The organism is Duganella sacchari (assembly GCF_900143065.1).
GTDB lineage: Bacteria > Pseudomonadota > Gammaproteobacteria > Burkholderiales > Burkholderiaceae_D > Rugamonas > Rugamonas sacchari.
This window is the reverse complement of sequence record NZ_FRCX01000019.1, coordinates 60210-83804: the sequence shown is the minus strand read 5'-3', so window position 1 is coordinate 83804 and position 23595 is coordinate 60210. Positions and strand designations below refer to the sequence as shown.

23 protein-coding genes, 1 tRNA gene and 1 pseudogene are annotated in these 23595 nt (G+C 60.0%); 10 read left to right on the top strand and 15 right to left on the bottom strand.

What is annotated here, in order from left to right; translation table 11 throughout:
- Positions 1-278: hypothetical protein (locus tag BUA36_RS30850; RefSeq protein WP_167544349.1), on the top strand; the 278-nt coding region annotated here is incomplete at its 5' end.
- Here BUA36_RS30850 and BUA36_RS30540 read toward each other — a convergent pair.
- Positions 275-883 (bottom strand): hypothetical protein, encoded by a 609-nt coding sequence (locus tag BUA36_RS30540; protein ID WP_139260720.1) that lies wholly within the window; start codon positions 881-883, stop codon positions 275-277. The genes BUA36_RS30850 and BUA36_RS30540 overlap by 4 nt on opposite strands.
- Before the next feature lie 231 nt (positions 884-1114).
- On the opposite strand from BUA36_RS30540, the pseudogene BUA36_RS28100 reads away from it, so the two are divergent.
- Positions 1115-1513 (top strand): annotated as a pseudogene (locus tag BUA36_RS28100) (helix-turn-helix domain-containing protein); the annotation flags it as partial.
- Between the two features lie 597 nt (positions 1514-2110).
- On the opposite strand, the gene BUA36_RS28095 reads toward BUA36_RS28100, so the two are convergent.
- Entirely contained in the window at positions 2111-2593 is a 483-nt protein-coding gene (locus tag BUA36_RS28095; RefSeq protein WP_072790193.1) for a hypothetical protein, read from the bottom strand.
- Positions 2594-2756: 163 nt separating this feature from the next.
- Between BUA36_RS28095 and BUA36_RS28090 the strand changes: the two genes are divergently transcribed.
- Positions 2757-3005 carry a tyrosine-type recombinase/integrase gene (locus BUA36_RS28090; RefSeq protein ID WP_267875129.1) on the top strand — a complete coding sequence of 83 codons (249 nt, stop codon included), beginning with the start codon at positions 2757-2759 and terminating at the stop codon, positions 3003-3005.
- A gap of 88 nt (positions 3006-3093) precedes the next feature.
- On the opposite strand, the gene BUA36_RS28085 is transcribed toward BUA36_RS28090, so the two are convergent.
- The 4 genes from BUA36_RS28085 to BUA36_RS28070 form a co-directional block, all read right to left on the bottom strand.
- Positions 3094-3168 (bottom strand) — tRNA-Val (locus tag BUA36_RS28085).
- Positions 3169-3216: 48 nt separating this feature from the next.
- Complete coding sequence (gene dnaQ / locus BUA36_RS28080; protein ID WP_072790190.1) at positions 3217-3933, bottom strand: DNA polymerase III subunit epsilon; 717 nt, start codon at positions 3931-3933, stop codon at positions 3217-3219.
- Positions 3934-3968: 35 nt separating this feature from the next.
- Positions 3969-4409 (bottom strand): ribonuclease HI, encoded by a 441-nt coding sequence (gene rnhA, locus BUA36_RS28075; RefSeq protein WP_072790187.1) that lies wholly within the window; start codon positions 4407-4409, stop codon positions 3969-3971.
- A complete protein-coding gene (locus BUA36_RS28070; protein WP_072790184.1) occupies positions 4402-5178 on the bottom strand; it encodes a class I SAM-dependent methyltransferase in 777 nt (258 codons plus the stop codon). The genes rnhA and BUA36_RS28070 overlap by 8 nt, the downstream gene beginning before the upstream one ends.
- A gap of 29 nt (positions 5179-5207) precedes the next feature.
- On the opposite strand from BUA36_RS28070, the gene gloB reads away from it, so the two are divergent.
- Positions 5208-6014 carry a hydroxyacylglutathione hydrolase gene (gene gloB / locus BUA36_RS28065; protein ID WP_072790180.1) on the top strand — a complete coding sequence of 269 codons (807 nt, stop codon included), beginning with the start codon at positions 5208-5210 and terminating at the stop codon, positions 6012-6014.
- Between the two features lie 45 nt (positions 6015-6059).
- Here gloB and aceB read toward each other — a convergent pair whose 3' ends face one another.
- On the bottom strand, positions 6060-7658 hold the full coding sequence (gene aceB, locus BUA36_RS28060) for a malate synthase A (RefSeq protein ID WP_072790177.1): 1599 nt from the start codon (positions 7656-7658) through the stop codon (positions 6060-6062).
- Positions 7659-7848: 190 nt separating this feature from the next.
- Here aceB and BUA36_RS28055 point away from each other — a divergent pair, with 190 nt between their 5' ends.
- Positions 7849-8760: a LysR family transcriptional regulator gene (locus BUA36_RS28055; RefSeq protein ID WP_072790173.1), complete on the top strand. Its 912-nt coding sequence runs from the start codon at positions 7849-7851 to the stop codon at positions 8758-8760.
- A 62-nt stretch (positions 8761-8822) separates the two neighbouring features.
- Here the strand turns inward: BUA36_RS28055 and BUA36_RS28050 are convergent, their stop codons facing one another.
- From BUA36_RS28050 to BUA36_RS28030, 5 genes are all read right to left on the bottom strand, one after another.
- On the bottom strand, positions 8823-9026 hold the full coding sequence (locus BUA36_RS28050) for a cold-shock protein (protein WP_008448165.1): 204 nt from the start codon (positions 9024-9026) through the stop codon (positions 8823-8825).
- Positions 9027-9282: 256 nt separating this feature from the next.
- Complete coding sequence (locus BUA36_RS28045; RefSeq protein ID WP_072790170.1) at positions 9283-9636, bottom strand: Hpt domain-containing protein; 354 nt, start codon at positions 9634-9636, stop codon at positions 9283-9285.
- Between the two features lie 5 nt (positions 9637-9641).
- Positions 9642-10292: a uracil phosphoribosyltransferase gene (gene upp, locus BUA36_RS28040; RefSeq protein ID WP_072790167.1), complete on the bottom strand. Its 651-nt coding sequence runs from the start codon at positions 10290-10292 to the stop codon at positions 9642-9644.
- A gap of 40 nt (positions 10293-10332) precedes the next feature.
- Positions 10333-10914: a TetR/AcrR family transcriptional regulator gene (locus tag BUA36_RS28035; RefSeq protein WP_072790164.1), complete on the bottom strand. Its 582-nt coding sequence runs from the start codon at positions 10912-10914 to the stop codon at positions 10333-10335.
- Positions 10911-12587, bottom strand: a complete 1677-nt coding sequence (locus BUA36_RS28030) for an isovaleryl-CoA dehydrogenase (RefSeq protein ID WP_072790218.1) — start codon at positions 12585-12587, stop codon at positions 10911-10913. Before BUA36_RS28030 ends, BUA36_RS28035 begins: the two co-directional genes overlap by 4 nt.
- A gap of 135 nt (positions 12588-12722) precedes the next feature.
- On the opposite strand from BUA36_RS28030, the gene BUA36_RS28025 reads away from it, so the two are divergent.
- The 4 genes from BUA36_RS28025 (at position 12723) to BUA36_RS28010 (ending at position 18176) form a co-directional block, all read left to right on the top strand.
- Positions 12723-13925: an acetyl-CoA C-acetyltransferase gene (locus BUA36_RS28025; RefSeq protein ID WP_072790161.1), complete on the top strand. Its 1203-nt coding sequence runs from the start codon at positions 12723-12725 to the stop codon at positions 13923-13925.
- An 11-nt stretch (positions 13926-13936) separates the two neighbouring features.
- Positions 13937-14794, top strand: a complete 858-nt coding sequence (locus BUA36_RS28020) for an enoyl-CoA hydratase/isomerase family protein (RefSeq protein WP_072790158.1) — start codon at positions 13937-13939, stop codon at positions 14792-14794.
- A 212-nt stretch (positions 14795-15006) separates the two neighbouring features.
- Positions 15007-16680 (top strand): putative bifunctional diguanylate cyclase/phosphodiesterase, encoded by a 1674-nt coding sequence (locus BUA36_RS28015; RefSeq protein WP_072790155.1) that lies wholly within the window; start codon positions 15007-15009, stop codon positions 16678-16680.
- A complete protein-coding gene (locus tag BUA36_RS28010; RefSeq protein ID WP_072790151.1) occupies positions 16677-18176 on the top strand; it encodes an HDOD domain-containing protein in 1500 nt (499 codons plus the stop codon). The genes BUA36_RS28015 and BUA36_RS28010 overlap by 4 nt, the downstream gene beginning before the upstream one ends.
- On the opposite strand, the gene BUA36_RS28005 is transcribed toward BUA36_RS28010, so the two are convergent.
- Positions 18173-19324, bottom strand: a complete 1152-nt coding sequence (locus tag BUA36_RS28005; RefSeq protein ID WP_072790148.1) for an MFS transporter — start codon at positions 19322-19324, stop codon at positions 18173-18175. The two genes, BUA36_RS28010 and BUA36_RS28005, sit on opposite strands and share 4 nt — an antisense overlap.
- 3 nt (positions 19325-19327) lie before the next feature.
- Entirely contained in the window at positions 19328-20425 is a 1098-nt protein-coding gene (gene aroC / locus BUA36_RS28000; protein WP_072790145.1) for a chorismate synthase, read from the bottom strand.
- A gap of 253 nt (positions 20426-20678) precedes the next feature.
- Between aroC and BUA36_RS27995 the strand changes: the two genes are divergently transcribed.
- Positions 20679-22937: a GGDEF/EAL domain-containing response regulator gene (locus BUA36_RS27995; RefSeq protein WP_072790141.1), complete on the top strand. Its 2259-nt coding sequence runs from the start codon at positions 20679-20681 to the stop codon at positions 22935-22937.
- Between the two features lie 67 nt (positions 22938-23004).
- Here the strand turns inward: BUA36_RS27995 and BUA36_RS27990 are convergent, their stop codons facing one another.
- The gene (locus BUA36_RS27990) at positions 23005-23460 is read right to left on the bottom strand and encodes a CBS domain-containing protein (RefSeq protein ID WP_072790138.1); all 456 of its coding nucleotides are present in this window, start codon (positions 23458-23460) and stop codon (positions 23005-23007) included.
- Positions 23461-23595 lie beyond the last annotated feature (135 nt).

Genomic DNA, 23595 nt, shown 5'->3' with positions numbered 1-23595 from the left:
ACCGTGTACCACTCCGCGAGAAAACCTTCAAAGAACATTTGCCATCTGCGCTGCACCCACTTCTCAGCATCCTGCTGACCATCAAGATCATCAGAAATGAGAAAAGCATTCTGTTCAAGGCGCAGCTGATCAAGCGTCAGGTTTGGCGGATTCGGATCGACGCGTTTAATCCAGTCCAGGACCGGCTGCTTGGGCATCAGGATGATCAGGTGACGGTTGATCGTAAAGCGGGGAGAGTTGTGCATGGCAAGACGAGTGCGGAAAAGCTTCCATTTTAGCTCCCACTTAATGACAAGCTGCGCAAGACGGCGTCACGTTGACGCTTACGCTGGTCGCTAAGGCACGCCTCCATGAATATGCGCGTAGCGCCCTCTTCTTCTGAGTCGCACACATCGGAATTCGCTGCAGCCGGCGAAAGCCTCAACGGCATATTGGTGATATAAATGATGTGATCTTCTGCGGGAAATACAAATGACCGCTTATTTGCTTCTTGCCTGACAGCTCCGATCATAAGCGTCTTAGCAGATTTTTTTAATCTGACCAGGTCGTCCGGTTCAAACGGATAATGGGGAGAATAGCTTGCTGATCTTGGCGTACCTGCGTCCATCCATAGATCGACATAGTCGCGATGCGCTTCCCCACTAATCGCGTACTGCTCCACCATCGCATTGGGTGCCCCGGCCCTTTCAAGACACCCGCACACACGACGTCCTCGTTGATATAAGGTGTAACGCTGTTGCACAGAATAGGAATGCCCTGCCAATTCTGTTGAGCCCCTGTACTCCCAGACACCTGAAAAATTCGACGGTGATTTGTTCACACTCTGAGCGAACGAAAAAACAGGAAGCAATAAAGCCACCATTAAAATAATTCGATTTTTCATTTGATTTCCTATCCGCATAATCGGGCTTACTCCACCAAAGGCTTGGGGCTTAGCTTGGGTACGAGAATACAGCGATGATCGAAAAGCACTACGGCAAGTGTACAGGGGAACTGGACGGGAATAAGTGTTGATTTGCACCCAAAACTGACCCACCTAGCCGCATAATTTGCATCGAAAATTGACCCACGTTTAGCACACAATCCTACTTATCTGAATGAGTAGGGGATCGGAGTGATTGACGTGGCATTACTAGGAATTATTAGGCGCTGGCATCTTCGTGACCAAGTCCCATTAAGGGAGATCGCCAAGCGTCTCGGCATCTCGCGCAACACCGTCCGGCGCTACCTTCGCTCGGAAACGACCGAGCCCGCCTATGCGGAGCGCCAATCGGCCAGCGCCATCGACCCATACGCCTTCCAACTCTCAGGCTGGCTCAAGACCGAGGCAGCTAAATCACGCAAGCAACGACGCAGCCTGAAACAGCTTCACGAGGACCTGTCGGAATTGGGGTTCAAGGGGTCTTACGACCGCGTGGCTGCATTCGCCAGGCAATGGAGGGAGGGTCAAACGGAGTGGGGCAATTCTGCGCGCAAACGAACAACCAATGGCTTATTCGTGAAAATGCCATTTAATGCCACTTTTTTTCCAAAGCCAGTTCTGGAACCGAACTGGCGATGCCCCCGAGGGGCTCTGAACCCATAAGCAAGGTTAAGTCAAGGGTCTAGGTGGACCGCGCTTTCGATGGAAAGGCCCCGTCTACGCCTCCCAATCTCATATAAAATCTAAACTAGACACTCTCTGGGTCAGCATCACCAAATACTCCGGCTACACTGGGATCTAACTCAAGAACCACAGTTTTGGGCTCATTTATATAAAGCGAATAACTCTGTAACAGAATTCGAATATCCTCTGCCTCATCATCACCAAATGGAATTGCATCGTCCCAAGTAATACCGTTTTCTAGTGTTGGCCATATCTGAATCAAAGACTTGCTTGGCTTTATTCCATCCAATAGGTCTAGCGTCAGTTTGGCACTATATAGAAATAACTCCCTCATTTGCAAAGAAGTTGTTTGCGAATTACATTTTCCACTCGTTACGTCCCCTGGTTTCGCAAATTCTGTTCCACATCGATGCTCGGCCCGATTGGCAGCTCGTCGGCGCGGATTGGTGCTGTTATTGCCATTACATCTCCTCCACTTGCAGCGTGATCACGCCATAGTCAAAGCTACAGAGCATCCAGCACCTGCAGATACCACCCTTGGCGCTCCGTTGTCCAGAACCGCGACGGAGTGCCATTTGTATCAAACTGCAAAATAGCGTCGGTGTAAATTCGAGCAATGGCTTGCTGCATCTGCTCAGAAGGGTCATATTCGGGCGGCTGGAAAATACATAGTGATTTATCTATTGAGTCGTTATCCGGCGGCTGGATCGTGTAGCCCAAAGCCAGCAGGAAGATTACTTCAATGCCCAACGTGCACTTAGTATCTGACTTTTTGCCTGCATTTTTTGCCTGCTTTACTAAATCACCGACCTCTCCGATGAGCGTAAATTCTTCGCCCGCGCGATACATCTTGTACATCCAGTCCAGGTTGTGCTTGATCGTCCATTTCTTCCAGCCACCCTTGGGTTCTTCTTGAAAATTACCGCCTACTGGGCCGTGCAAAGTACCCTGATGCTTGAACCAATAGTTATTGAAAATGTATTTCACGTTTGATTCCTTCTTACGTTCGGAGAAGATGCATGTGGCAGCGACGGCATAGCACGGCTCGCTCTTTATAAATGATATCGTAAAAGCAATATTAAATTATCGCCAAATGTAACGTTATCAAAACAGCGTTGCGTCTTCTCTGCTGAAGTACTTCCCGTTGGAGATGACACTGTACGGCGTTCAGTCGTCATGGCGCCGCGCGCGCGTGAAGGCTGGCATGCCTCATGTGAACTTCCACGACCTGCGGCACTCTTGCGCGAGCATCATGCTCAGCCTGGGAGTGGATTTGTACACCATTAGCAAGATCTTGGGTTACGCCAATGTGCAAACGACGCAGCGATACGCACATCTCCAGGTTGACGCTCAACGCGCCGCGCTGGACAAGCTCTCGCAATTGGTGGGGGAAAAGTAAACTACACTGGAAAATTACACTCAACAAAAAAGCCGATCTGTTTAAAGATCGGCTTCGCTTGCAAGTAATTGATTTCACTTAGAATTCTTGGTGGGAAGTGCAAGTTTCGAACTTGCGACCCCTGCAGTGTGAATGCAGTGCTCTACCCCTGAGCTAACCTCCCGTTGAGTGCGAGCATTATAGTGCTTGTGCCCTGGGAGCACAAGCCCGATTACGCGGCAGCGGGCGGATGCATGGAGGCGGTCCAGATGCACTGACCTTTGACCGCCTTGTCCAGGCCGGCCAGCGTGTCGGCGTGGGCCGCCAGCTCTTGCTCCGATGCTGGCACGAAGATGATTTCGGCCATGGCCACCGGCTCCAGCGTTTCGCTGGCGCTGACCACCACCTCTTCTACATCCATGCCCAGGCTGTTCTGGCCACGGGTCATCGCCAGGTAGACGTCGGCCAGCAACTCCGCATCCAGCAGCGCGCCGTGCAGCTTGCGGTGGGCGTTGGAGATGCCGTAGCGGTCGCACAGCGCATCCAGCGAGTTGCGCTTGCCCGGATGGAGTTCCTTGGCCTGCACCAGTGTATCGATCACACCGCCGATGTGACTGCTGAAATCCGGCAGGTTCAGCAACTTGAATTCGTGGTTCAGGAAGCCCAGGTCAAACGGCGCGTTATGGATGATGACTTCCGCGCCCTGGATGTAGCTGCGCAGCTGCTCAACAATCTCATGAAACTTGGGCTTGTCGCGCAGGAATTCGGTGGTCAGGCCGTGGACGTTCAGCGCGCCCTCTTCCGATTCGCGTTCCGGATTGATGTAGAAGTGCAGATTGTTGCCGGTCAGCTTGCGGTTGAACAGCTCCACGCAGCCGATTTCCAGAATGCGGTTGCCCAGCTTGGGGTTGATACCGGTGGTTTCGGTATCGAGTACGATTTGACGCATAGTAATCCGTAATTAATTCCAGCGCAGAGTATAACTCAGCGGCCGCGCGCGACTTCCACGCCCTTGTTGGCCAGCATGTCGGCGCGCTCGTTGCCCGGATGGCCGTTGTGGCCACGCACCCAGCGCCATTCGACGGTGTGCATGGTCTGCGCCGCATCCAGCGCCTTCCACAGGTCTTCGTTCTTGACCGGTTCCTTGGTCGAGGTTTTCCAGCCGCGTGCCTTCCAGCCGTGTATCCATTCGCTGATGCCTTTTTGCACATACTGGCTATCCGTATGCAGCACCACAAAGCACGGCCGTTTCAATGCGCTCAGCGCTTCGATCACGGCCTGCAACTCCATGCGGTTGTTGGTGGTGTCGCGTGTGCCGCCGAAGATTTCCTTCTCGGCCTCGCCGGCCACCAGCAACGCGCCCCAACCGCCCAGGCCGGGATTGCCCTTGCATGCGCCGTCGGTAAAAATTTCAACCTTATCCATCCTGCTGCTCTCTTCTTTTGTTTGTTGCCGGCACGGCCGAAGGGGCCGCTGCCGTTTTTCTGCTCCATGCCGGACCAATCAGGCGCATGCCTTTGACGCGCTTGATCGCCTGCACCACGTAGACGCCGCCCAGATACGGCCACCAGCGCGACCCGGCATTATCCATGAAGGCGTAGCGGTGCAGCCATTTTTCTGTGCGGCAGGCTGGCGCATAACAGCCAAAGCGGCTTTGCGTGGCGCCCATATTCAATAATTTTAACCAGTCTTTCATGCGCGGCATAGAGATCAGCTCTTCGGTCCGCGGCAGGAAAGAGGTGCCACCGACGCGCCGCAGCACGTGGCGCGCACCCCACAGGCTGGCGGGATTGAAACCGCAGATGATGACCTGCCCTTCCGGAATCAGCACCCGCTCAACCTCGCGCAGCACCTGGTGCGGATCGGTGGAAAATTCCAGCACGTGCGGCAGCACCACCAGATCGATGCTTTGCGATGCAAACGGCAGTTCGGTGTAGTCCAGCGTCAGGTTCACCGCGCGCTGCTGCTCGCGCGCCGCGCGCGGCTTGCGGTCGGCCAGCAGTTTGTAAGGCATGCGGCTGGCGGCGAGTGCATCAATTTCAGGCATGCCGATCTGCACCGCGTTGTAGCCGAAGATGTCAGCTGTCAAATTATCGAGACAGCTTTGTTCCCACGCACGCATGTACACACCTGCGGGCGTTTGTAGCCAGCCTTCCAGCGCTATAATGGATTTCTCCGACCCCGCCTTATCCATGCCTGGCCTTTAGCGACTTTTGCGATCCGATGACCATATCTTCTACTCAAGCTTTCAGTGTTTTAACGGTACCTGCGTTCCGCGACAATTATTTGTGGTTGATACATGATGGCACACATGCCGCGGTGGTCGACCCGGGCGATGCCAAACCCATCCTGGCAGCGCTGAAAGCAAACGGACTCAAGCTCACCGCCATTCTACTCACCCATCACCACGCTGACCATATCGGCGGCGTTCCTGAATTATTACAGCATTATCAGGTTCCCGTTTTTGGTCCGCGCAACGAGACCATCGATGCCGTCACGCTGCCGGTCGGCGAAGGCAAGGTCATCGATGTGCCGGGTCTGGCGCTGAAGTTGTCAGTGCTGGATGTGCCGGGCCACACCATGGGCCACATCGCCTACGTGCGCGAGGCCGAAGGTACGGAGCCGAGTTGGCTGTTCTGTGGCGATACGCTGTTTGCCGGTGGTTGCGGCCGCCTGTTTGAAGGCACGCCGGCGCAGATGATCAGCTCGCTCGGCAAGCTTGCTGCACTGCCAGATGACACGCGCGTGTATTGCGCGCATGAATACACGCTGTCCAACCTGCGTTTCGCACGCGTGGTCGAACCGGACAATGTGGCGCTGCAGGAGCGCGTAAAGGTGGAAACCGACAAACGCGAGCACGACGTGCCGACCGTGCCCAGCACCATCGGCCTCGAGAAGGCCACCAATCCCTTCCTGCGCTACCGCGAGCCGGCGATTGCCGAGCAGCTCGTCAAGGCCGGACGTCTCGACCGCATCGATACGCCGCTGGCCACTTTCACCGCGTTGCGGTTGTGGAAGAACGACTTCTAAGAAAAACGGCCCTTGCGGGCCGTTTTTGTTTTTAGATCGCTGTTCTTAGATCTCTTCGTACAGCGGCAGCGTCAGGAACTCTTCAAACGCTTCCGAGGTCGACATCTGCTCGAAGATCTGCGCCGCGCGCGGATAGGTCGGGCCGTCGCCGCCCGGGGCGGACGCCTGCACCTTGGCCAGCTCTTCCGGGATCATGGCGCGCACCATGTCGGCGGTGACTTTGCGGCCATCTTCCAGCACGCCCTTGTCGGAACGAATCCACTGCCAGACTTGCGAACGGCTGATCTCGGCGGTGGCCGCATCTTCCATCAGGTTGTGAATTGGCACGCAGCCGTTACCGGTCAGCCAGGCGCCCAGGTAGTGGATGCCGACATTGATGTTGTAGCGCAGGCCGGCTTCGGTGATCGGCGCTTCCGGCTTGAAGTCCAGCAGCTGCTCGGCATGCACTTCCACGTCCAGACGCTGTTTCTCGATCTGGTTCGGCTTATCGCCCAGCACTTTCTTGAACTCGGCCATGGCCAGGTCCACCAGACCCGGGTGGGCTACCCAGCCGCCGTCGTAGCCGTCGGTGGCATCGCGCGCCTTGTCGTTGCGCACGCCGCCCATGGCGACTTCGTTTTTCTCTGGATCGTTCTTGATTGGAATCAGCGCTGCCATGCCGCCGATTGCTGGTGCATTGCGCTTGTGGCAGGTCTTCAGCAGCAGCAGTGCGTAAGCACGCATGAACGGCGAAGTCATGGTGACCTTGGCGCGGTCGGCCAGGCAGAATTCCTTGTCCAGCTTGAACTTCTTGATGCACGAGAAGATGTAGTCCCAGCGGCCGGCGTTCAGGCCCGAGCTGTGTTCGCGCAGTTCGTACAGGATCTCGTCCATTTCGAAGGCAGCCAGGACGGTTTCAATCAGCACGGTAGCTTTGATGGTGCCCTGTGGCAGGCCCACTTCCTTCTGTGCCATCACGAAGATGTCGTTCCACAGACGCGCTTCCAGGTGCGATTCCATCTTCGGCAGGTAGAAGAACGGGCCGGCGCCGCGTGCGATCTGCTCTTTGGCGTTGTGGAACAGGAACAGCGCGAAGTCAAAGATGCCGCCCGAGATGCGCTTGCCATCTACCAGCACGTGCTTTTCGTCCAGGTGCCAGCCGCGTGGACGCACCACCAGCGTGGCCACTTTGTCGTTCAGCTTGTACGATTTGCCGTTCTGTTCCAGCGAAATAGTGCCGCGGACGGCATCTTTCATATTGATCTGGCCTGTAATCTGGTTGTCCCAGTTTGGCGTGTTGGAATCTTCGAAGTCGGTCATGTAGCTGTCGGCGCCCGAGTTCAGGGCGTTGATGACCATTTTGCGCTCGACCGGACCGGTGATTTCCACGCGGCGGCACTCCAGCGCTTTCGGGATCGGCGCGATGCGCCAGTCACCATTGCGGATGTGCGCGGTATCGGCCAGGAAGTCTGGACGCTCGCCCGCATCCAGGCGCTTGGCGCGCTCGACGCGCACGGCCAGCAGTTGCTGGCGACGGGATTCAAACTCGCGGCTCAGCTTGGCCACCAGTGCCAACGCGTCGGGCGTCAGGATTGCTTCGTAACCGGGCTTGATCTCGCCCGTGATTTCCATGCCTGCTGGCAAAGTGAGGGTGGACTGCGTCATGAGGTGGTCTCCGTAAAAAAATAACAACGAATCAGGACATTATATGCTTGTTGCACTGCGATGTTTTTAGTGTACAAACTCAGTTACAACATGAATTGTTTTACAGTATATTCACTCGTTAGTTATGCAAACAAGACTAAAAATCATTTCATCTATGCGTTTTTGTACAAAATGACGGGGACAGGTTGGTATGGGGCAATTCAGACAGATTTCCACTTTCGTTGAAGTGGTTGCCAGAGGCAGCCTTTCCGCCGCCGCACGCGCAGAAGGCATTGCGCCCGCCATGATAGGCCGCCGGCTGGACGCGCTGGAGACCCGCCTGGGGGTCAAGCTGCTGCAACGCACCACGCGCAAGCTGGCGTTGACCGATGAGGGCGCAGCGTTCCTGGAAGACTGCCAGCGCATCCTGGCGGAGCTGGAAGAAGCGGAATCCGCCGTTACCGAACGTAGCGCCAATGCCACAGGCCACCTCATGATCTCGGCGCCAGCCGGTTTTGGCCGCCAGCACGTGGCGCCGCTGCTGCCGTCCTTCCTGGCCGAACACCGCGATGTGACGGTGACGCTGAACATGAGTGACCGCGTGGTCGATATCGTGGGCGAAAGCATCGATGTGGCGATCCGCATTGCCAGCCTGTCGGATTCCAGCCTGGTCAGCGTCAAGCTGGCCGATAACGAGCGCGTGGTGGTCGGCGCGCCGGCCTACCTCAAGCGCCATGGCGAACCCAAAGCCCTGGCCGATCTCAGCAAACACAATTGCCTGGCCATCAGCAGTGAAGGCAGCCAGCGCGGCTGGACCTTCCGTGAAGGCGGCAAGAACGTGGTATTGAAGGTCAACGGCAATATGGCGTGCAACGACGGTCAGGTGCTGCACGAATGGGCGCTGGCCGGCAAGGGCCTGGCGTGGCGGTCGATGTGGGAAGTGGGCAGTGCGATTGAGGCAGGCAAGCTGCAAACCGTGCTGGACGGCTATTCAGCGCCGGGCAATGACATCTATGCGGTGTTCGCCCAGCGCCGCCATCTGCCGCTGCGGATACGGGCATTTGTGGACTTCCTGCGCCATACCTACGCGCAGCCGGACTACTGGCGCAAGTCGGGAAAGTAAACCGTACAGATAAAAAAAAATCCTCGGGTACCGAGGATTTCTTGATCGTTAGATCCAGCGTATTACAGCGGCTGAATGTTCGAAGCTTGCTTGCCTTTAGGGCCAGCAGTTACTTCGAAAGAAACGCGTTGGTTCTCTTGCAGCGACTTGAAGCCAGCCGACTGAATCGCCGAGAAGTGAGCGAACAGATCTTCGCCGCCTTCGTCAGGGGTGATAAAGCCGAAACCCTTCGAGTCATTGAACCATTTTACGATACCAGTTGCCATTACAATTCCTATTTCAGTTAATTTGGGCTTGCGCCCGTGATATCGTTTTTGAGGCAAGAAAGACAAACTGTACTACTCTTGAATCTAAACGATGCCGCATTATACCCATTTACGAGAGAAAAGCACGTTTTCACGCAAATAAATGCACAGCGTCGCATTTTTTGGTAGAAAACCCTCGCGTCGGGCCGTAAAAGTCACTATAGACGACTTAATCGTATCGGGTTTGAGCTGCATCAAGCGCACGCTTGATCGTGGATCAAGTGTACTGGCTGGCTTTGGGGTCGCGGCCGGCCCAGGCCAGCAGTTTTTCCACCTCCGCCGGCACCGGCGACCAGCCGGTGTGGGTGGTCAGCACGCCACGCACCATCTGTTCAATCCGGCGCGCTTCCGCGCCCAGCGTGGGGAAACCAAAGGTGGCCGCCGATCCGGCCCAGCCGTGCAACAGCTCGTGCAGCTGGTGCAATGCCGCTTCCGGCGGCGACTCGCCGCCTGCCACGCAGTCCGCCAGCGCGGCGCGGATTTTTTCGATGGTCAGCGGCACGGTGGCGGCGAATTTTTCGTTCAGTGCCGCCAGGCGGGCGCGGAAATCTGGATCGACAGGCGTGGCCATAGGGATTATTTGGTGCCGAAGATACGGTCGCCAGCGTCGCCCAGGCCAGGCACGATGTAAGCGTGGTCGTTCAGGTGCGAGTCCAGCGAGGCGCAGTAGATCTTTACGCCCGGGTGGGATTTCTGGAACACTTCGATGCCTTCCGGTGCGGCGACCAGCGCCAGGAAGATGATCTGGTCATCGCTGACGCCGCGCTTCTTCAGCACGTCCACCGCGTGCACCGCCGAATTGCCGGTGGCAACCATCGGGTCGCACAGGATGAAGGTACGCTCGACCAGATCCGGCAGACGCACCAGGTATTCCACCGGCTGGTGGGTTTCCGGGTCGCGGAACACGCCGATGTGGCCAACGCGGGCCGATGGCACCAGGTCCAGCAAGCCGTCGCTCATGCCGATACCGGCGCGCAGGATAGGCACGATGGCCAGTTTGCGGCCGGCGATGACCGGCGCTTCAATCGTCATCAGCGGCGTTTCGACGGTGCGGGTGGTCAGCGGCAGGTCGCGGGTGATTTCGTAACCCATCAGCAGCGTGATTTCCTTGAGCAGATCGCGGAAGGTACGGGTCGACGTGTCCTTGGCGCGCATGTGGCTCAGCTTGTGCTGGATCAGCGGGTGATCGGTGATGAACAGGTTCGGAAAACGCGGGTCTTGTTTCATTGGATGTGCTCTTGTCTAGGCAGTTGTAAGCCGCATTATACTAGGCCTCCGGACCTAAAAACATGGCCACCGCCTCGGCCGCGATCTGGTCCAGGCCCGATCCCTGCCCCGGTTTGTACCACAAGACCGTGTAATTAACGGCGCCCATCAGCAGCAGCCGGGCCACCGCGCTATCGCTTTTCAGCAGGCCGGCGGCGGACAATTCATTGACCACGTCCTGCCACAGCTGGTCGTAGCGGTCACGCAGCACTTGCACGCGCTCGCGCAGTTCAGGCGTCAGACGGCGCCAGTCGTACAGCAGCACCGGGATGAAGTCATGGCCCTCGCCCAGCACGATCTCCAGGTGGGCGCGCACCAGCGCCTGAAACTTGGCGCGCGGTGCCAGCGTCCCCGCCGCAATCGCTTCGGCGGCCGGCAGCCCGGCCACCAGTCCCTCCTCCATCACCGCCGCCAGGATCTCCTGCTTGCTCTTGAAATGATAAAACGGGCTGCCCGAACGCATGCCGACGGCATCGGCGATGTCACGCGTGGTGGTGCCGTCAAAGCCACGTTCGCGGAACAGGCGTGCGGCCACGCGCACCAGGTCGGCGCGCCGGTTGTCGATCACAACGGCGGCCGTCATTCGACCAGTGCCCGCGCCAGAATCGCCGCACAATCGACGCCGGGCGGCAGGCGGCCGTAGGCGCCGCCCGGTTCGCGCTTGAGACGCGAGGCCATGAACGCCGCCGACACATAGCCCGGCGCATGGCGCAGCAGCAGCGCCGCCTGTACTGCCAGCACCACCCGCTCCGCCAGCACGCGCGCGGTGAATTCGTCCGGCTGCTGTTGCGTCAGATCGGCCATCAGCGTGGAGCGGTAGGCGACAAAGAAGGTGTCGCCGTTGCCTGCCAGGGCCAGTTCGGCGGCCAGCGCTTCGCGTGCTTCCGGCGACTTGCTCAGGGCGCGCAGCAGGTCCAGGCACATGACGTTGCCAGAACCTTCCCAGATCGAGTTGACCGGCAATTCGCGGTACAGCCGCGCCAGCGGACTCTCTTCCACGTAACCGCTACCGCCGATGACTTCCATCGCTTCCGCGCCGAAGCCGGGGCCGCGCTTGCAGATCCAGTACTTGCCGGCCGGCGTCAGCACGCGCGCCAGCATGGCCTGGAGCGGATCGCTGATCTCGTCGAAGCAGCGCGCCAGCCGCATCGCAAACACGGTCGCGGCCTCCGATTCCAGCGCCAGGTCGGCCAGCACGTTCTGCATCAACGGCTGTTCGGCCAGCGGGCGGCCAAACGCCACACGGCGGCGCGCGTGATGCAGCGCGTGCGTCAGCGCGGCACGCATCGCGCCGGCGCTGCCCAGCACGCAATCCAGCCGCGTGTGGCTCCCCATCTCCAGAATGGTGGGAATGCCGCGTCCCTGCTTGCCAATGAGCCAGCCGTAGGCGCCAGTGAATTCCACTTCCGACGAAGCATTGGAGCGGTTGCCCACCTTGTCTTTGAGACGCTGTACGCGGATCGCATTGCGCTCGCCGTTGGGCAGATAGCGCGGCAGGAAAAAGCATGACAGGCCCGCACTGCCCTCCGTATCGGTCTGCGCCAGGATCAGGTGCGCGTCGCTTTGCGGCGCCGAAAAGAACCACTTGTGGCCGACGATGCGGAACACGTCTTCGCCCTCCTCGCCAAACAGCGCGCGCGCTTCCGAAGGCAGCACAGGCTCAGCGCGCGTAGTGTTGGCGCGCACGTCGGAACCGCCCTGCTTCTCGGTCATGCCCATGCCGATAATGGCGCCGCGCTTCTGCTCAATCGGCAGCAAGCGCGGATCGTAGTCATTGGAGAGTATCTTGGGCAGCCACCTGGCGGCGATGCGTGGCGCCTGCTTCAACGCCGGTACCGACGCGTAAGTCATCGTCACCGGGCACTGCGAACCGTTCTCCAGTTGGCCGAACAGCAGATAGCGCGCGGCGCGCGCCACCTGTGCACCGGGGCCGCCCTGCCATGGCGACGAATGCGTACCATGGCCGATCAGCAGCGCCATCAGGCCATGCCAGGAGGGATGGAACTCCACCTCGTCAATGCGCTGGCCTTGCCGGTCAAAATTATGCAGCGTAGGCGGGTACAGATTGGCGAGTCGCGCCAGGTCCAGTGTCTCCGCGCGTCCCAGCTCCGCGCCCAGCGCATGCAGCGAGGCGGCGGCATCGGCAGCGCCTTCGCGCAACAGCGCTTCCTGCAAGGCCGGATCGGCCGCATACAGGTTGACGTTTTCAAACGGCGCAACAGTATTGCGCACCTCATGGGTATCGAAAGCCTGCATCTTGTCTCCGTTCAAAACGATGGTATTGGTTTTATTGAACAATGCCCAGACTAGCCCAATCCACGGGGCGAAGCAAGCAGTTGCTTTGTTGCATAAGCAACCATATGATGAGCGCACAACCGGGACGAAAAGCACATGAACCACGCTTACATTTATGAGGCCATCCGCACGCCACGCGGCAGAGGAAAGAAGGACGGCAGCCTGCACAGCGTCAAGCCCATCACGCTGCTGACCGGCCTGCTCAGCGAACTGCAGAGCCGCCATCAGCTGGACACGGCGCTGGTCGACGATGTGGTGCTTGGCTGCGTGACGCCGGTCGGCGAGCAAGGCGCCAACCTCGCCAAGATCGCCGCACTGGCCGCCGGCTGGGACTGGAAAGTCGCCGGCATGCAGCTCAACCGCTTTTGCGCGTCGGGGCTGGAAGCGGTCAATCTGGCGGCGCAAAAAGTGCGTTCCGGCTGGGAAGACCTGGTGGTGGCGGGCGGCATCGAGTCGATGTCGCGCGTGCCGATGGGCTCCGATGGCGGCGCCTGGTCGCTGGACCCTGAAACCAGTTTAAAAACCGACTTCGTCCCGCAAGGCATCGGCGCGGATCTGATCGCCACGCTGGACGGCTATCACCGCGAACAGCTGGACGCGTTTGCACTGCGCTCGCAGCAGAAAGCCGCAGCCGCCCGCGCCGACGGCCGCTTCCGCTCCATCGTGCCGGTGCGCGACCAGAACGGCGTGATGATCCTGGCACAAGACGAATGCATCAAACCCAGTACCACCATGGCGATACTGGAAAGCCTGAAGCCTTGCTTTGAAGCGCAGGGCCGCATGGGCTTCGACAGCACCGCCCTGCGCAAGTATCCGCAATTACAGCGCATTGAACATCAACACACGGCAGGCAATTCTTCCGGCATTGTAGATGGCGCGGCGCTCGCGCTGATCGGCAGCCAGGCGGCGGGTGCGCGCATCGGCCTGCAGCCGCGCGCGCGCATCATCGCGGCGGCGCTCAGCGGCAGCGAACCCACCATCATGCTGACCGGGCCTGCGCCCGCCGCGCGCAAGGCCTTGCAGAAAGCCGGCCTGTCGATCAACGACATCGACCTGTTTGAAATCAACGAAGCCTTTGCTGCCGTGGTCTTGCGCTTCATGCGCGAACTGGACGTCCCTGAAGACAAGGTCAACGTCAATGGCGGCGCCATCGCCCTCGGTCATCCTCTTGGCGCCACCGGCTGCATGCTGCTCGGGACCTTGCTGGATGAACTGGAAGCGCGCCGGCTGCGGCGCGGCATGGTGACTATGTGCGTGGGCGGCGGCATGGGCATCGCCACCATCATCGAACAGGTTTGAGCGGAGCACGCATGATCACCACGCATCAAACCGGCGCCGCCCTCAACGTGCTGCTGGCCGCGCGCGCGATCAATCCACTGAGCCGCCTGTTCCAGCGCGAACTGGCGGCGTTGCTGGACCGGCTGGAACAGCGCCGCACGCCGCTCGGCGCCATCATTATCAGTTTTGACGCCGAAGCCAGTGTCAACCACCACGAGCGCGAGCATCTGATGGCGCTGACGCCCGCGCAAGCCGGCGACTGCATGCAGATGCTGGGCACCTACAACGCGCTGCTACGCCGGCTGGAAACGCTGGACGTGGCGGTGGTCGCGGTGCTCAGCGGTGATATCAGCGGCCACACGTTTGCCTTTGCGCTGGCCTGCCATCACCGCATCGCCTTGCGTCAAACGCGTTTCAGCCAGCCGCAAGCCGGACAGGGACTGACGCCGGTCGCCGGCGGCATCGCCCGCACCGTGCGGCTGGCCGGCCTGCAGGCCGCCCTGCCCCTGCTGCTGGAAGGCGCCACACTGAGTGCGGACCAGGCGCAGCGCGCGGGGCTGCTGCATGCGGTGGCCGACAGTCAGACACAACTCGCCACGCTGGCGATCAATGTCCAGCACAGCATCCGCACCGTCCAGCCATGGGACGCCAAACAGGCGACTTTGCCCTCCGGTGTCCTGGACAGCGCACCGCTACGACCGCTGCTGCAAACCACGCCCGCCATGCTGCGCGAACGCGCGGGCGGGCCGTCACCCGCAGCGGAAGCGGCACTGTGCGCGATGGTCGAAGGACTGTTGGTGGACTTTGAAAATGCACTGCTCATCGAGAGCCGATATTTTTGTCAAACCGCCATTACTTCGCCCCTCCGCAAGAGTGGTTTTTCACTCTGAAAAGCGGTTTTTCGAACTATCTCAAGAGATTTCTCAAAAAGTCGCTGTAATGTTGTCTTTTTTCATGCAATTTGACTCTCATCAGTGATACATTTCGTTATGGTTTTGCAAGATTCAAGCAGCCCAATAGTTACACGCATAATTTGAAAGAATAGATCTTCGCGATGCCAACCAGTGTTCTGCCCCAGCTCCGTCATGAATTGGATAACCTCATGGAAGAGGCTGGCGATGTTGTATTCCGTTTGAACCAGCAGGGTCAGCTGTTGTTCGCCAGCCGGCGTGCCATCGCACGCATCGGCGGTGCCACGCCGCTGCTCGGCTGCGCGATGGCCACGCTGCTGGCCGATGGCGACCAGGCCCAGCTGGCTGGCGCGCTCATCGATGTCGCCGAATCCCACACCACCCGCCTGCTTGAAGCGCGCCTGAAAACGCTGGACATCGAGCCGTGGCACGAATTCCGTATTTCCGCTTACAACAATGCCGACGGCATCACCGAACTGCTGGTGGTCGGCCGCGACATGACCGTGCAGCACGCCACCGAAGAACGCCTGCGCCACATGGCCACGCACGACGCTTTGACAGAACTGCCAAACCGCCTTCTGCTGTCGGACCGCATGCGCATGGTGATCGCCAACGCGCGCCGCTCCGGCCAGGGCTTCTCGGTCGCCAACATCGGCCTGGACGGCTTCAAGAAAGTCAACGATGGCCTGGGCCATCCGATCGGCGACGCCATGCTGCGCATGGCCGCCCAGCGCCTGCGCAAGACCCTGCGCGACAGCGACACGCTGGCCCGCGTCGGCGGCGACGAATTTGTTGCGATCCTGCCGGGTACCGCTACCGAAGCGCAGATCAAGCTGGTCACCGGCCGCCTGATCGCCACGCTGCAGTCGCCGTTTGAAATCGAAGGCCACACCATCTACATCGGCGCCTCGGTGGGCGTCTCGGTCTATCCGCAGCACGCCGAAGATGAGATCCGCCTGCTGGCGCTGGCAGACGCCGCCATGTCGCGCGCCAAGGAAACCGGCAAGGCCCGCGCGCTGGTCTACAGCCCTGCCCTCGCCGGTCCGCCGCAGCACGACATCTCGCTGGAAGCGGCGATGTTCCAGGCCGTGCGCGAAGGCGAATTCCTGCTGTACTACCAGCCCATCGTCGATGCCCACACACGTGAAATCCAGGGCTTTGAAACGCTGATGCGCTGGAAGCATCCAACCCTCGGCATGGTGCCGCCAGCACGCTTCATTCCGATTGCCGAGACCAACGGCCTGATTAATCTGCTCGGCGCCTGGGCCCTGAAAGCCGCCTGCGTGCAGCTCAAGCAGTTTGAAGAGGTGGCCAAGCGCAGCTTGTACATCTCTGTTAATATCAGCCCCCGACAGTTCCGCAACGATAAATTTTTAGATGTGCTGGATGATGCGATCGCCTTCTCCGGCCTACTTGGTGAGCAATTGGTTTTAGAAATCACAGAAGGCACACTGATGATCGATCCAGTGCATGCCGAGTCCATCCTGTCCAAAATGGCCGAGCGCAAAGCCCGCATCGCCATCGACGATTTCGGCACCGGCTACTCTTCGCTGGCCTACCTCAAGCGCTTCCCGATTTCGGTACTTAAAATCGACCGCACCTTCATTCGCGACCTGCCAGGTTCGGCCAAGGACGGCGCCATCTGCAATGCGGTGCTGGATCTGGCCAAGCACCTGGACCTGTCGGTGGTCGCAGAGGGCGTGGAAACCGAAGAACAGCTGCAGTACCTGGAAGAACGCGGCTGCCAGTACATCCAGGGCTACCTGACCGGCAAGCCAATGGCCGCCAACGTCGCGCTGGCAGCGCTCAAGGAAAGCATCCACGCCAAACTGGTGCCGGCAGAATTGCGACAGGTGGCGCAATGATCAACAGCTACAAGGCCAGCACGCCTCTTGGCAACAAGACGCTGACCGAGCTGGGAGACTGCACGCGCCGGCGCGGCGACATGCCAGGCTTCGCCAAAGCCATCACCGCCATCCTCGGCGCCATGCGCGGCGAGGATGAACAGGAATTCAACATGACACGCACGGTGCTGTCCGATCCGGTGCTGACGCAGAAGGTCCTGCGGCTGGCCAACAGCGGCATGTATTCCGCTTTCGGCCAGCACGTCAACACCGTCTCGAAAGCCGTGCTGGTGCTCGGCACGGAAGCCATCGGCCATCTGGCACTGGGCCTGAAGCTGATTGAAGAACTGGCCGCCAGCTCCACCGACACCACGGTCGCCCACATCGAGATGGAAAAAGCGGTGCTGGCCGGGATCGTGGCGCAGCAGATCGCCTACACCGCCGAAAGCCGTCACGGCGAAGAAGCCGTGGTGTGCTCCATGCTGCACACGCTGGGCCGCATGATGCTGACCTTCTACATGCCGGACCGCTGGCATGAGCTGCAACGCCTGGCCGACCAGGACGGCCGCTCGGTGGAAGACGCTGCGCCGGAATTCCTCGGCCTGAGCCTGGAGGAAGTGGGCCATGCGGCCGCGCTGCACTGGGGCCTGCCCGCGTCGCTGGTGAACGGCATGCGTACAGTGATGCCGCCGCCGGAACCGCAAGCGGAAATTTCGGCCGCCGACTGGATCGCCGGCCTGTCCACCATGTCCGCCATGTGTGCGGAATCGCTGTGGCATGACGATGCAGTGGGCGCCGAGAAAGTCAAACAGCTGACCGAAAGCTATGCCGGCATGCTGGGCGTGGAAGCGCCCAATCTGATTCACGCCATCGAGCAGGCCAAAGTCATCGCCGCCAACGACCTCACCATCGCTCCGCTGTCGCGCCCTGCCGAACGCCGCGCCAAGGCGCTGGCCAAGACGCGCCAGCGCGCCGCCGGCAACAAGATCCTGCTCAGCGGCCTGTCCGACATGCGCGACGTGCTGGATACCGCCAGTCCTGGCCAGATGGTGCAGATCGCGCTGGAAACAGTGTACAAGGGTCTGGACTTCTCGCGCGCCGTGGCCTTCGTCCGCAACCGCAAGGACAACACCTATTCGGCCAAGATCAGCTTTGGCGAAGGCACGCGCGAACTGCTGGCCGGGATGACCTTCGACGACGCCTACGAACCCAATGTGTTCCACGCCGCCCTGAACAGCGACCGCGTAATCTTCATTGAAAACGCGCGTGACGCCAAGTTCGCCGCCAAGCTGCCGCTGTGGTGGAAATCATCGTTATCGGAAGCGCGCAGCTTCGTGATCCTGCCACTGTCCGCCAATGGCCAGCCGGCCGGCTTCCTGTATGGCGACTGGGACGATTCCTTCCCGCCGATCTCGCTGAGCCAGACCGAGTTCTCGCTGCTGAACGACATGCGCGCCATGGTCGTGCGTGCGGTCGAACGCCGCCACGGCATCACGCCGGAACCTGTGGTGCGTTAATACCGGTCGCGCTGCTGCCAGCGGAAGGACAGCATGGCAGCCAGCGCGGAGAACACCACCAGCACCGACGCCACGTAGTACACCGACTCGGCGCCCGCCCGCTCCCACCACTGCGCCAGGAACAGGCCGCCCAGCGATCCACCGATGCCGTAGGAGATGCTCATGTACAGCGCCTGCCCGCGCGCCTGCAATGGCCCCGAGAACCAGCGCTGCAGCGACATCACGGAGGACGAGTGATGCAGCGCGAAGGTGGCGGCGTGCATCAGTTGCGCCAACACCAGCAGCCACAAGATGTGCGAGCCCAGACCAATCATCAGGAAACGCAGCACCCCGACAGCCAGCGTCAGATACATCATGCGCTGCGCGCCCCAACGCCTGAACAGCGGCGCCTGGAAGTAGAACAGCAGCACCTCCGCCAGCACCCCAAGCGACCACATGGCGCCAATTACCGTCTTGCTATAGCCATTGCGCTCCAGGTACAGCGAGTAGAAGGTATACAGCGAGGTATGCGCCGACACCATCAGCGCAGTTGACGCGAAGAAGGCGATCACCTCGCGCCGGCGCAGCAGCGACAGCAACGGCGGTGGCGGCGTCTTGTGCGTGCGGCGCGGCACGTCGCGCAGGCGGAACGCGGCAAGGATGGTCGCCACCAGCAGCGCCACCGCCACCCACGGCAGCGTAACGATGCCATAGTGCTCCAGCGCGATAGAAGCCAGCGTCACCGAGACGATAAAGCCGATCGAGCCCCACATGCGGATGCGGCCATAGTAGGTAAGATCGCCCTTCATCTCGGACAGCATCAGCGCCTCGCAGATCGGCGCCTGGCCGCTCGTAAACAAATTGAGTATCACCATGGCCAGCATGAAGTGGCCAAAGGTGCTGCCGATGAAGAAGCCCGAGAAGCCGACCAGAGCGGCAAAGCCGGCCAGGCGCAGCACCAGCACCCGGCGGTCGTAATGATCGGCGACATAGCCCCAGACGTTGGGGCCGACGATGCGCAGCACCTGGATCATCGACATCAGCACGCCGATCTGCGCGACCGTCATGCCTTTATCGGCAAAGAACAGCGTCGCGTAGGTGCTCCAGGTGCCAGCGTGTGCGTAGTAGCAGAAGAGGAATAAAGCGAAACTCAGCGCTTGCGCGGGCACCGCTTACAGCTCGATGTTGGGTGTGGCCACCTTGACGTCCCCGCACTGGGCGCGGTGCATCAGCGCATGGTCGATGAGCACCAGTGCCAGCATGGCTTCCGCAATCGGTGTCGCGCGGATGCCCACGCAGGGATCGTGGCGGCCGAAGGTCTCCACCATCACCGGGTTGCCCGCCTTGTCGATCGACGGACGCGGCGTGCGGATCGAGGACGTCGGCTTGATCGCGATTGACACCGTGATGTCCTGCCCCGTCGACAGGCCACCCAGCACGCCGCCGGCATTGTTGCCCACGAAGCCTTGTGGCGTCAGCGGATCACCGTGCTCGGTGCCCTTCTGCGCAACCGACTTGAAACCGGCGCCGATTTCCACGCCCTTGACGGCGTTAATCCCCATCATGGCGTACGCGATGTCGGCATCCAGCTTGTCGTAAATCGGCTGGCCCAGGCCGACCGGGATATTCTGCGCTACCACGTCGATGCGCGCGCCGATCGAATCGCCGGCCTTGCGCAGGTCGTCCATATAGGCTTCCATGCGTTCGATCACGGCGCTGTCGCCGGTGGCGGCAAAGAACGGGTTGTCCGGCACGTGTTTCCAGTCCTGGAACGGCACGTCGATTTCGCCCAGCTGGCTCATGCAGCCTTTGAACACGGTGCCGTACTGCTGGTACAACCACTTCTTGGCAATCGCCGCTGCGCCCACCACCGGCGCCGTCAGGCGTGCCGACGAACGGCCGCCGCCGCGCGGATCGCGAACGCCGTATTTATGCCAGTAGGTGTAGTCTGCGTGGCCAGGACGGAAGCTGTCGGCGATATTGCCGTAATCCTTGCTGCGCTGGTCTTCATTGCGGATCAGCAGCGCGATCGGCGTGCCGGTGGTCACGCCCTCGTACACGCCGGACAGAATCTCCACCGTATCCGATTCCTGGCGCTGCGTCACATGGCGCGACGTGCCAGGTTTGCGGCGATCCAGTTCCGGCTGAATGTCAGCTTCCGACAACGGTAATCCGGGTGGGCAGCCATCGATCACACAACCAATCGCGGGACCGTGCGACTCACCAAAGGTAGTAACGGAGAACAATTTGCCAAAAGTATTACCGGACATAGGAAAAGAATCTTCGGGAAAAAGTGGAAAGTTCCTTATTCTACCAGTCCGCGCACTGTGGCGCCCTGTCTGTGAAATAATTTCCACAATGCAAGTTTCGCTTGGTAAAATTTCATTCTTTTGATACAAGTATGGTGTAACTTGCACATCGGCGCACAAGCTTCCGCTGAAAGCCATGGAAAACTGCATTCTTTTTGACAATTCGCTATATACTTGAACGCAAGAGCACCGAGTAATCCTGGAGAAGCTACACATGCCCCCACCGGTCACACCCCTTGAGCAATCCAAGGATGATCAAGACGATTTGGTATTCTTAGAAGAGCATCCGGCCCCCGTTACGGCGGGTGTCCGCAATGTCTGGCGGGTCATGATTATCGACGACGACGAAGACGTCCACTCGACCACCACCTTTGCGCTGGGTAATCTCGACATGCAGCATCGCCCGCTGGAATTCGTCCATGCGTATTCGGCCGGACAGGCGCGCGAAATGCTCAAGCATGAGCCGGAAATCGCCGTCATTCTGCTGGACGTCGTCATGGAACAGGACGACGCCGGTCTGCATTTGGTGCGCTACATCCGCGAAACGCTGAAGCTGCAGGACGTCCGCATCATCCTGCGCACCGGCCAGCCCGGCTACGCGCCAGAAATCGACGCTATCCGCGATTTCGACATCAACGACTACAAGACCAAGTCGGAACTCACTCGCATCAAGCTGTTCACCACGGTGACTGCAGCGATCCGCTCTTACGAACAAATCCGCAAGATCAACGACAGCCGCCGCGGCCTGAACCAGATCGTCCAGGCCAGCACCCAGCTCATGACGCTGCACGGCGTGCAGAACTTCGCTGGCGGCGTGCTGGCGCAGGTGGGCGACCTGCTGTGCATGGAAGCCAATGGCGTGCTATGTGTGCAGGAGTGCCCGGAAGACGGATGCCATGAGCTGATGGTGATGGCCACGGCCGGCACCTTCCGCCATCTGGACAACATCACGCTGACCGTGCGCGAAGACCAGCGTATCCACGAAGCACTGGAGCTGGCGCTGGCGCAACGCCGCAATGTCTACGGCCCCGACTACATCACGCTGTACTTCGCCGGCAAGGCCAGCCGCGACTTCGTGGCGTTCCTGGAGATCAAGCGCGGCCTCACTGAAATTGACGAGCGCTTGCTGGAAGTTTTCTGCAGCAATGTCGCTGTCGGCCTCGACAACGTCGAGCTGGTGACGCATTTACACAACGCGGCATTTTACGACCAGCTGTCGAAGCTGCCCAACCGCACGCGCCTGGTTGAAATCCTGGACGCCGCTCTGGCCGGCCCGGCGCGCGACGACGCCACGCTGTCGCTGGTCGATCTCGACCACTTTGCCGAAACCAACGACGCGCTCGGCCACCAGTTTGGCGACATGCTGCTGATTGCCGTTGCCGGCCGCCTTCAGACCGAACTGGGCGGGCAGCTGACCGTGGCCCGCATCGGCGGCGACATTTTCTGCGTGCTGGGCGACTCCTCGCAAGTCAATCCGGGCAACATCCTGGGCCTGTTCCAGCGTCCGTTCAGCATTGATGGCCAGGACGTGCAGCTGTCCGCTACGCTGGGCCTGGTGCGCCTGGGCGAACACGAGGGCACCGGCGCCGATGCGCTCAAGGACGCCGACATCGCGCTGAAACGCGCCAAGTCGCAGCAGCGCGCCGGCCACTTCTACTTCTCGCGCTCGATGGGCGTCGAGATCCGCGAACGCGTGCGGATGATGCACGCGCTGCGCACCGCGTTTGGCCAGAACCAGCTGTTTGTGGTGTACCAGCCGCAGATCGACCTGGTGACGCGCCGCCCGGTGGGCGCCGAGGCCCTGCTGCGCTGGCAGACGCCGGACGGCAAGTTCATCTCGCCTGACCGCTTCATTCCGATTGCCGAGTATTCGGGCCTGATTATCGATCTGGGCGAATGGGTGATGCGGACCGCCTGCCGCGAGCTGGTCGACCTGCGCAAGGCCGGCCACCGCGATTTCATGATGTCGATTAACGTGTCGCAGGTGCAGTTCCGCCATCCGCACTTCCTCGACATGCTCAGGAAAGCGCTGGACGACACCGGCGCGCCGCCGGAACACATCGAACTGGAAATCACCGAATCGATGGCCATGGAAGAGCCGGACCTGCTCATCAAAATGCTGGGCCAGATCAAGCAGACCGGCGTCAGCATCGCGATTGACGACTTTGGCACCGGCTTTTCCTCGCTGTCCTACCTGCAGCGCCTGCAGATCGACCGCCTGAAGATCGACCGCGCCTTCGTCACGGAGATCACCGGCTCGGCACGCGGCAGCAGCATTGCGGAAATGGTGATTCAGCTGGGCCGCAACCTTGGCCTGGCCGTGATTGCCGAAGGTGTGGAAGACGAGCGCCAGGCGCAGATCCTGCAATCGCTGGGCTGCCCGCTGGCCCAGGGCTTCCTGTTCGCCCGCCCGATGACCGCCACCGCCCTCAACGGCTGGCTCAGCAACGACGCCCTCGAAGGCGCCGCATAAAAAAAGCCACGTGCGCAGGCGGCGTCCAGGAACGCCGCACTGCCACGTGGCTTTTTTTGATATCGGCTTAGTCGGCGGCTTGTTCGGCCTCGGCCGGCCAGTCGCGGATATAGGCCTTGAGCATGCGGTTCTCAAAGCTCTGCGCTTCCAGCACGGCGCGCGCGACGTCGTAGAACGAGATCACGCCCAGAATCGTCTTGGCATTCATGACCGGCAGATAGCGCGCATGCTTTTCCAGCATGATGCGGCGCACCTCGTTGACTTCGGTATCGGGAGTCACGGTAATCGGATGATCATCCATATGCTTGCGCACCGTGCCGCCGCCGACGTTGCCCTGGTTGTCGTGCAGCGCACGCAGGACTTCGCGGAAGGTCAGCATGCCGACCAGATCGCCAAACTCCATCACCACCAGCGAACCGATATCCTTCTCGGCCATGGTGTTGGCCGCGTCAGCCAGAGGTTGATCGGGGGAGATGGTGTAAAGGATGGAGCCTTTAACTTGAAGAATTTCGGAGACTTTCATTTGGGGCCGTCCTGTCCGCTGATATATGCTCTGTGAATGGGAGTTCTAATTGTTCTAACCTTGTAACGAATGTAGCCTATGCCCGGCAAAAAAGCCAGTGCTACGGATAAGCAAAACATAACATTGTTGTCGAAA

Coding starts and splice junctions, on each gene's coding strand:
- BUA36_RS30540 (WP_139260720.1), bottom strand. CDS start 883: ATGAAAAATCGAATTATTTTAATGGTGGCTTTATTGCTTCCTGTTTTT.
- BUA36_RS28090 (WP_267875129.1), top strand. CDS start 2,757: ATGACACTGTACGGCGTTCAGTCGTCATGGCGCCGCGCGCGCGTGAAG.
- dnaQ (WP_072790190.1), bottom strand. CDS start 3,933: ATGCGTCAAATCGTACTCGATACCGAAACCACCGGTATCAACCCCAAG.
- rnhA (WP_072790187.1), bottom strand. CDS start 4,409: ATGGATAAGGTTGAAATTTTTACCGACGGCGCATGCAAGGGCAATCCC.
- BUA36_RS28070 (WP_072790184.1), bottom strand. CDS start 5,178: ATGGATAAGGCGGGGTCGGAGAAATCCATTATAGCGCTGGAAGGCTGG.
- gloB (WP_072790180.1), top strand. CDS start 5,208: ATGACCATATCTTCTACTCAAGCTTTCAGTGTTTTAACGGTACCTGCG.
- aceB (WP_072790177.1), bottom strand. CDS start 7,658: ATGACGCAGTCCACCCTCACTTTGCCAGCAGGCATGGAAATCACGGGC.
- BUA36_RS28055 (WP_072790173.1), top strand. CDS start 7,849: ATGGGGCAATTCAGACAGATTTCCACTTTCGTTGAAGTGGTTGCCAGA.
- BUA36_RS28050 (WP_008448165.1), bottom strand. CDS start 9,026: ATGGCAACTGGTATCGTAAAATGGTTCAATGACTCGAAGGGTTTCGGC.
- BUA36_RS28045 (WP_072790170.1), bottom strand. CDS start 9,636: ATGGCCACGCCTGTCGATCCAGATTTCCGCGCCCGCCTGGCGGCACTG.
- upp (WP_072790167.1), bottom strand. CDS start 10,292: ATGAAACAAGACCCGCGTTTTCCGAACCTGTTCATCACCGATCACCCG.
- BUA36_RS28035 (WP_072790164.1), bottom strand. CDS start 10,914: ATGACGGCCGCCGTTGTGATCGACAACCGGCGCGCCGACCTGGTGCGC.
- BUA36_RS28030 (WP_072790218.1), bottom strand. CDS start 12,587: ATGCAGGCTTTCGATACCCATGAGGTGCGCAATACTGTTGCGCCGTTT.
- BUA36_RS28025 (WP_072790161.1), top strand. CDS start 12,723: ATGAACCACGCTTACATTTATGAGGCCATCCGCACGCCACGCGGCAGA.
- BUA36_RS28020 (WP_072790158.1), top strand. CDS start 13,937: ATGATCACCACGCATCAAACCGGCGCCGCCCTCAACGTGCTGCTGGCC.
- BUA36_RS28015 (WP_072790155.1), top strand. CDS start 15,007: ATGGAAGAGGCTGGCGATGTTGTATTCCGTTTGAACCAGCAGGGTCAG.
- BUA36_RS28010 (WP_072790151.1), top strand. CDS start 16,677: ATGATCAACAGCTACAAGGCCAGCACGCCTCTTGGCAACAAGACGCTG.
- aroC (WP_072790145.1), bottom strand. CDS start 20,425: ATGTCCGGTAATACTTTTGGCAAATTGTTCTCCGTTACTACCTTTGGT.
- BUA36_RS27995 (WP_072790141.1), top strand. CDS start 20,679: ATGCCCCCACCGGTCACACCCCTTGAGCAATCCAAGGATGATCAAGAC.
- BUA36_RS27990 (WP_072790138.1), bottom strand. CDS start 23,460: ATGAAAGTCTCCGAAATTCTTCAAGTTAAAGGCTCCATCCTTTACACC.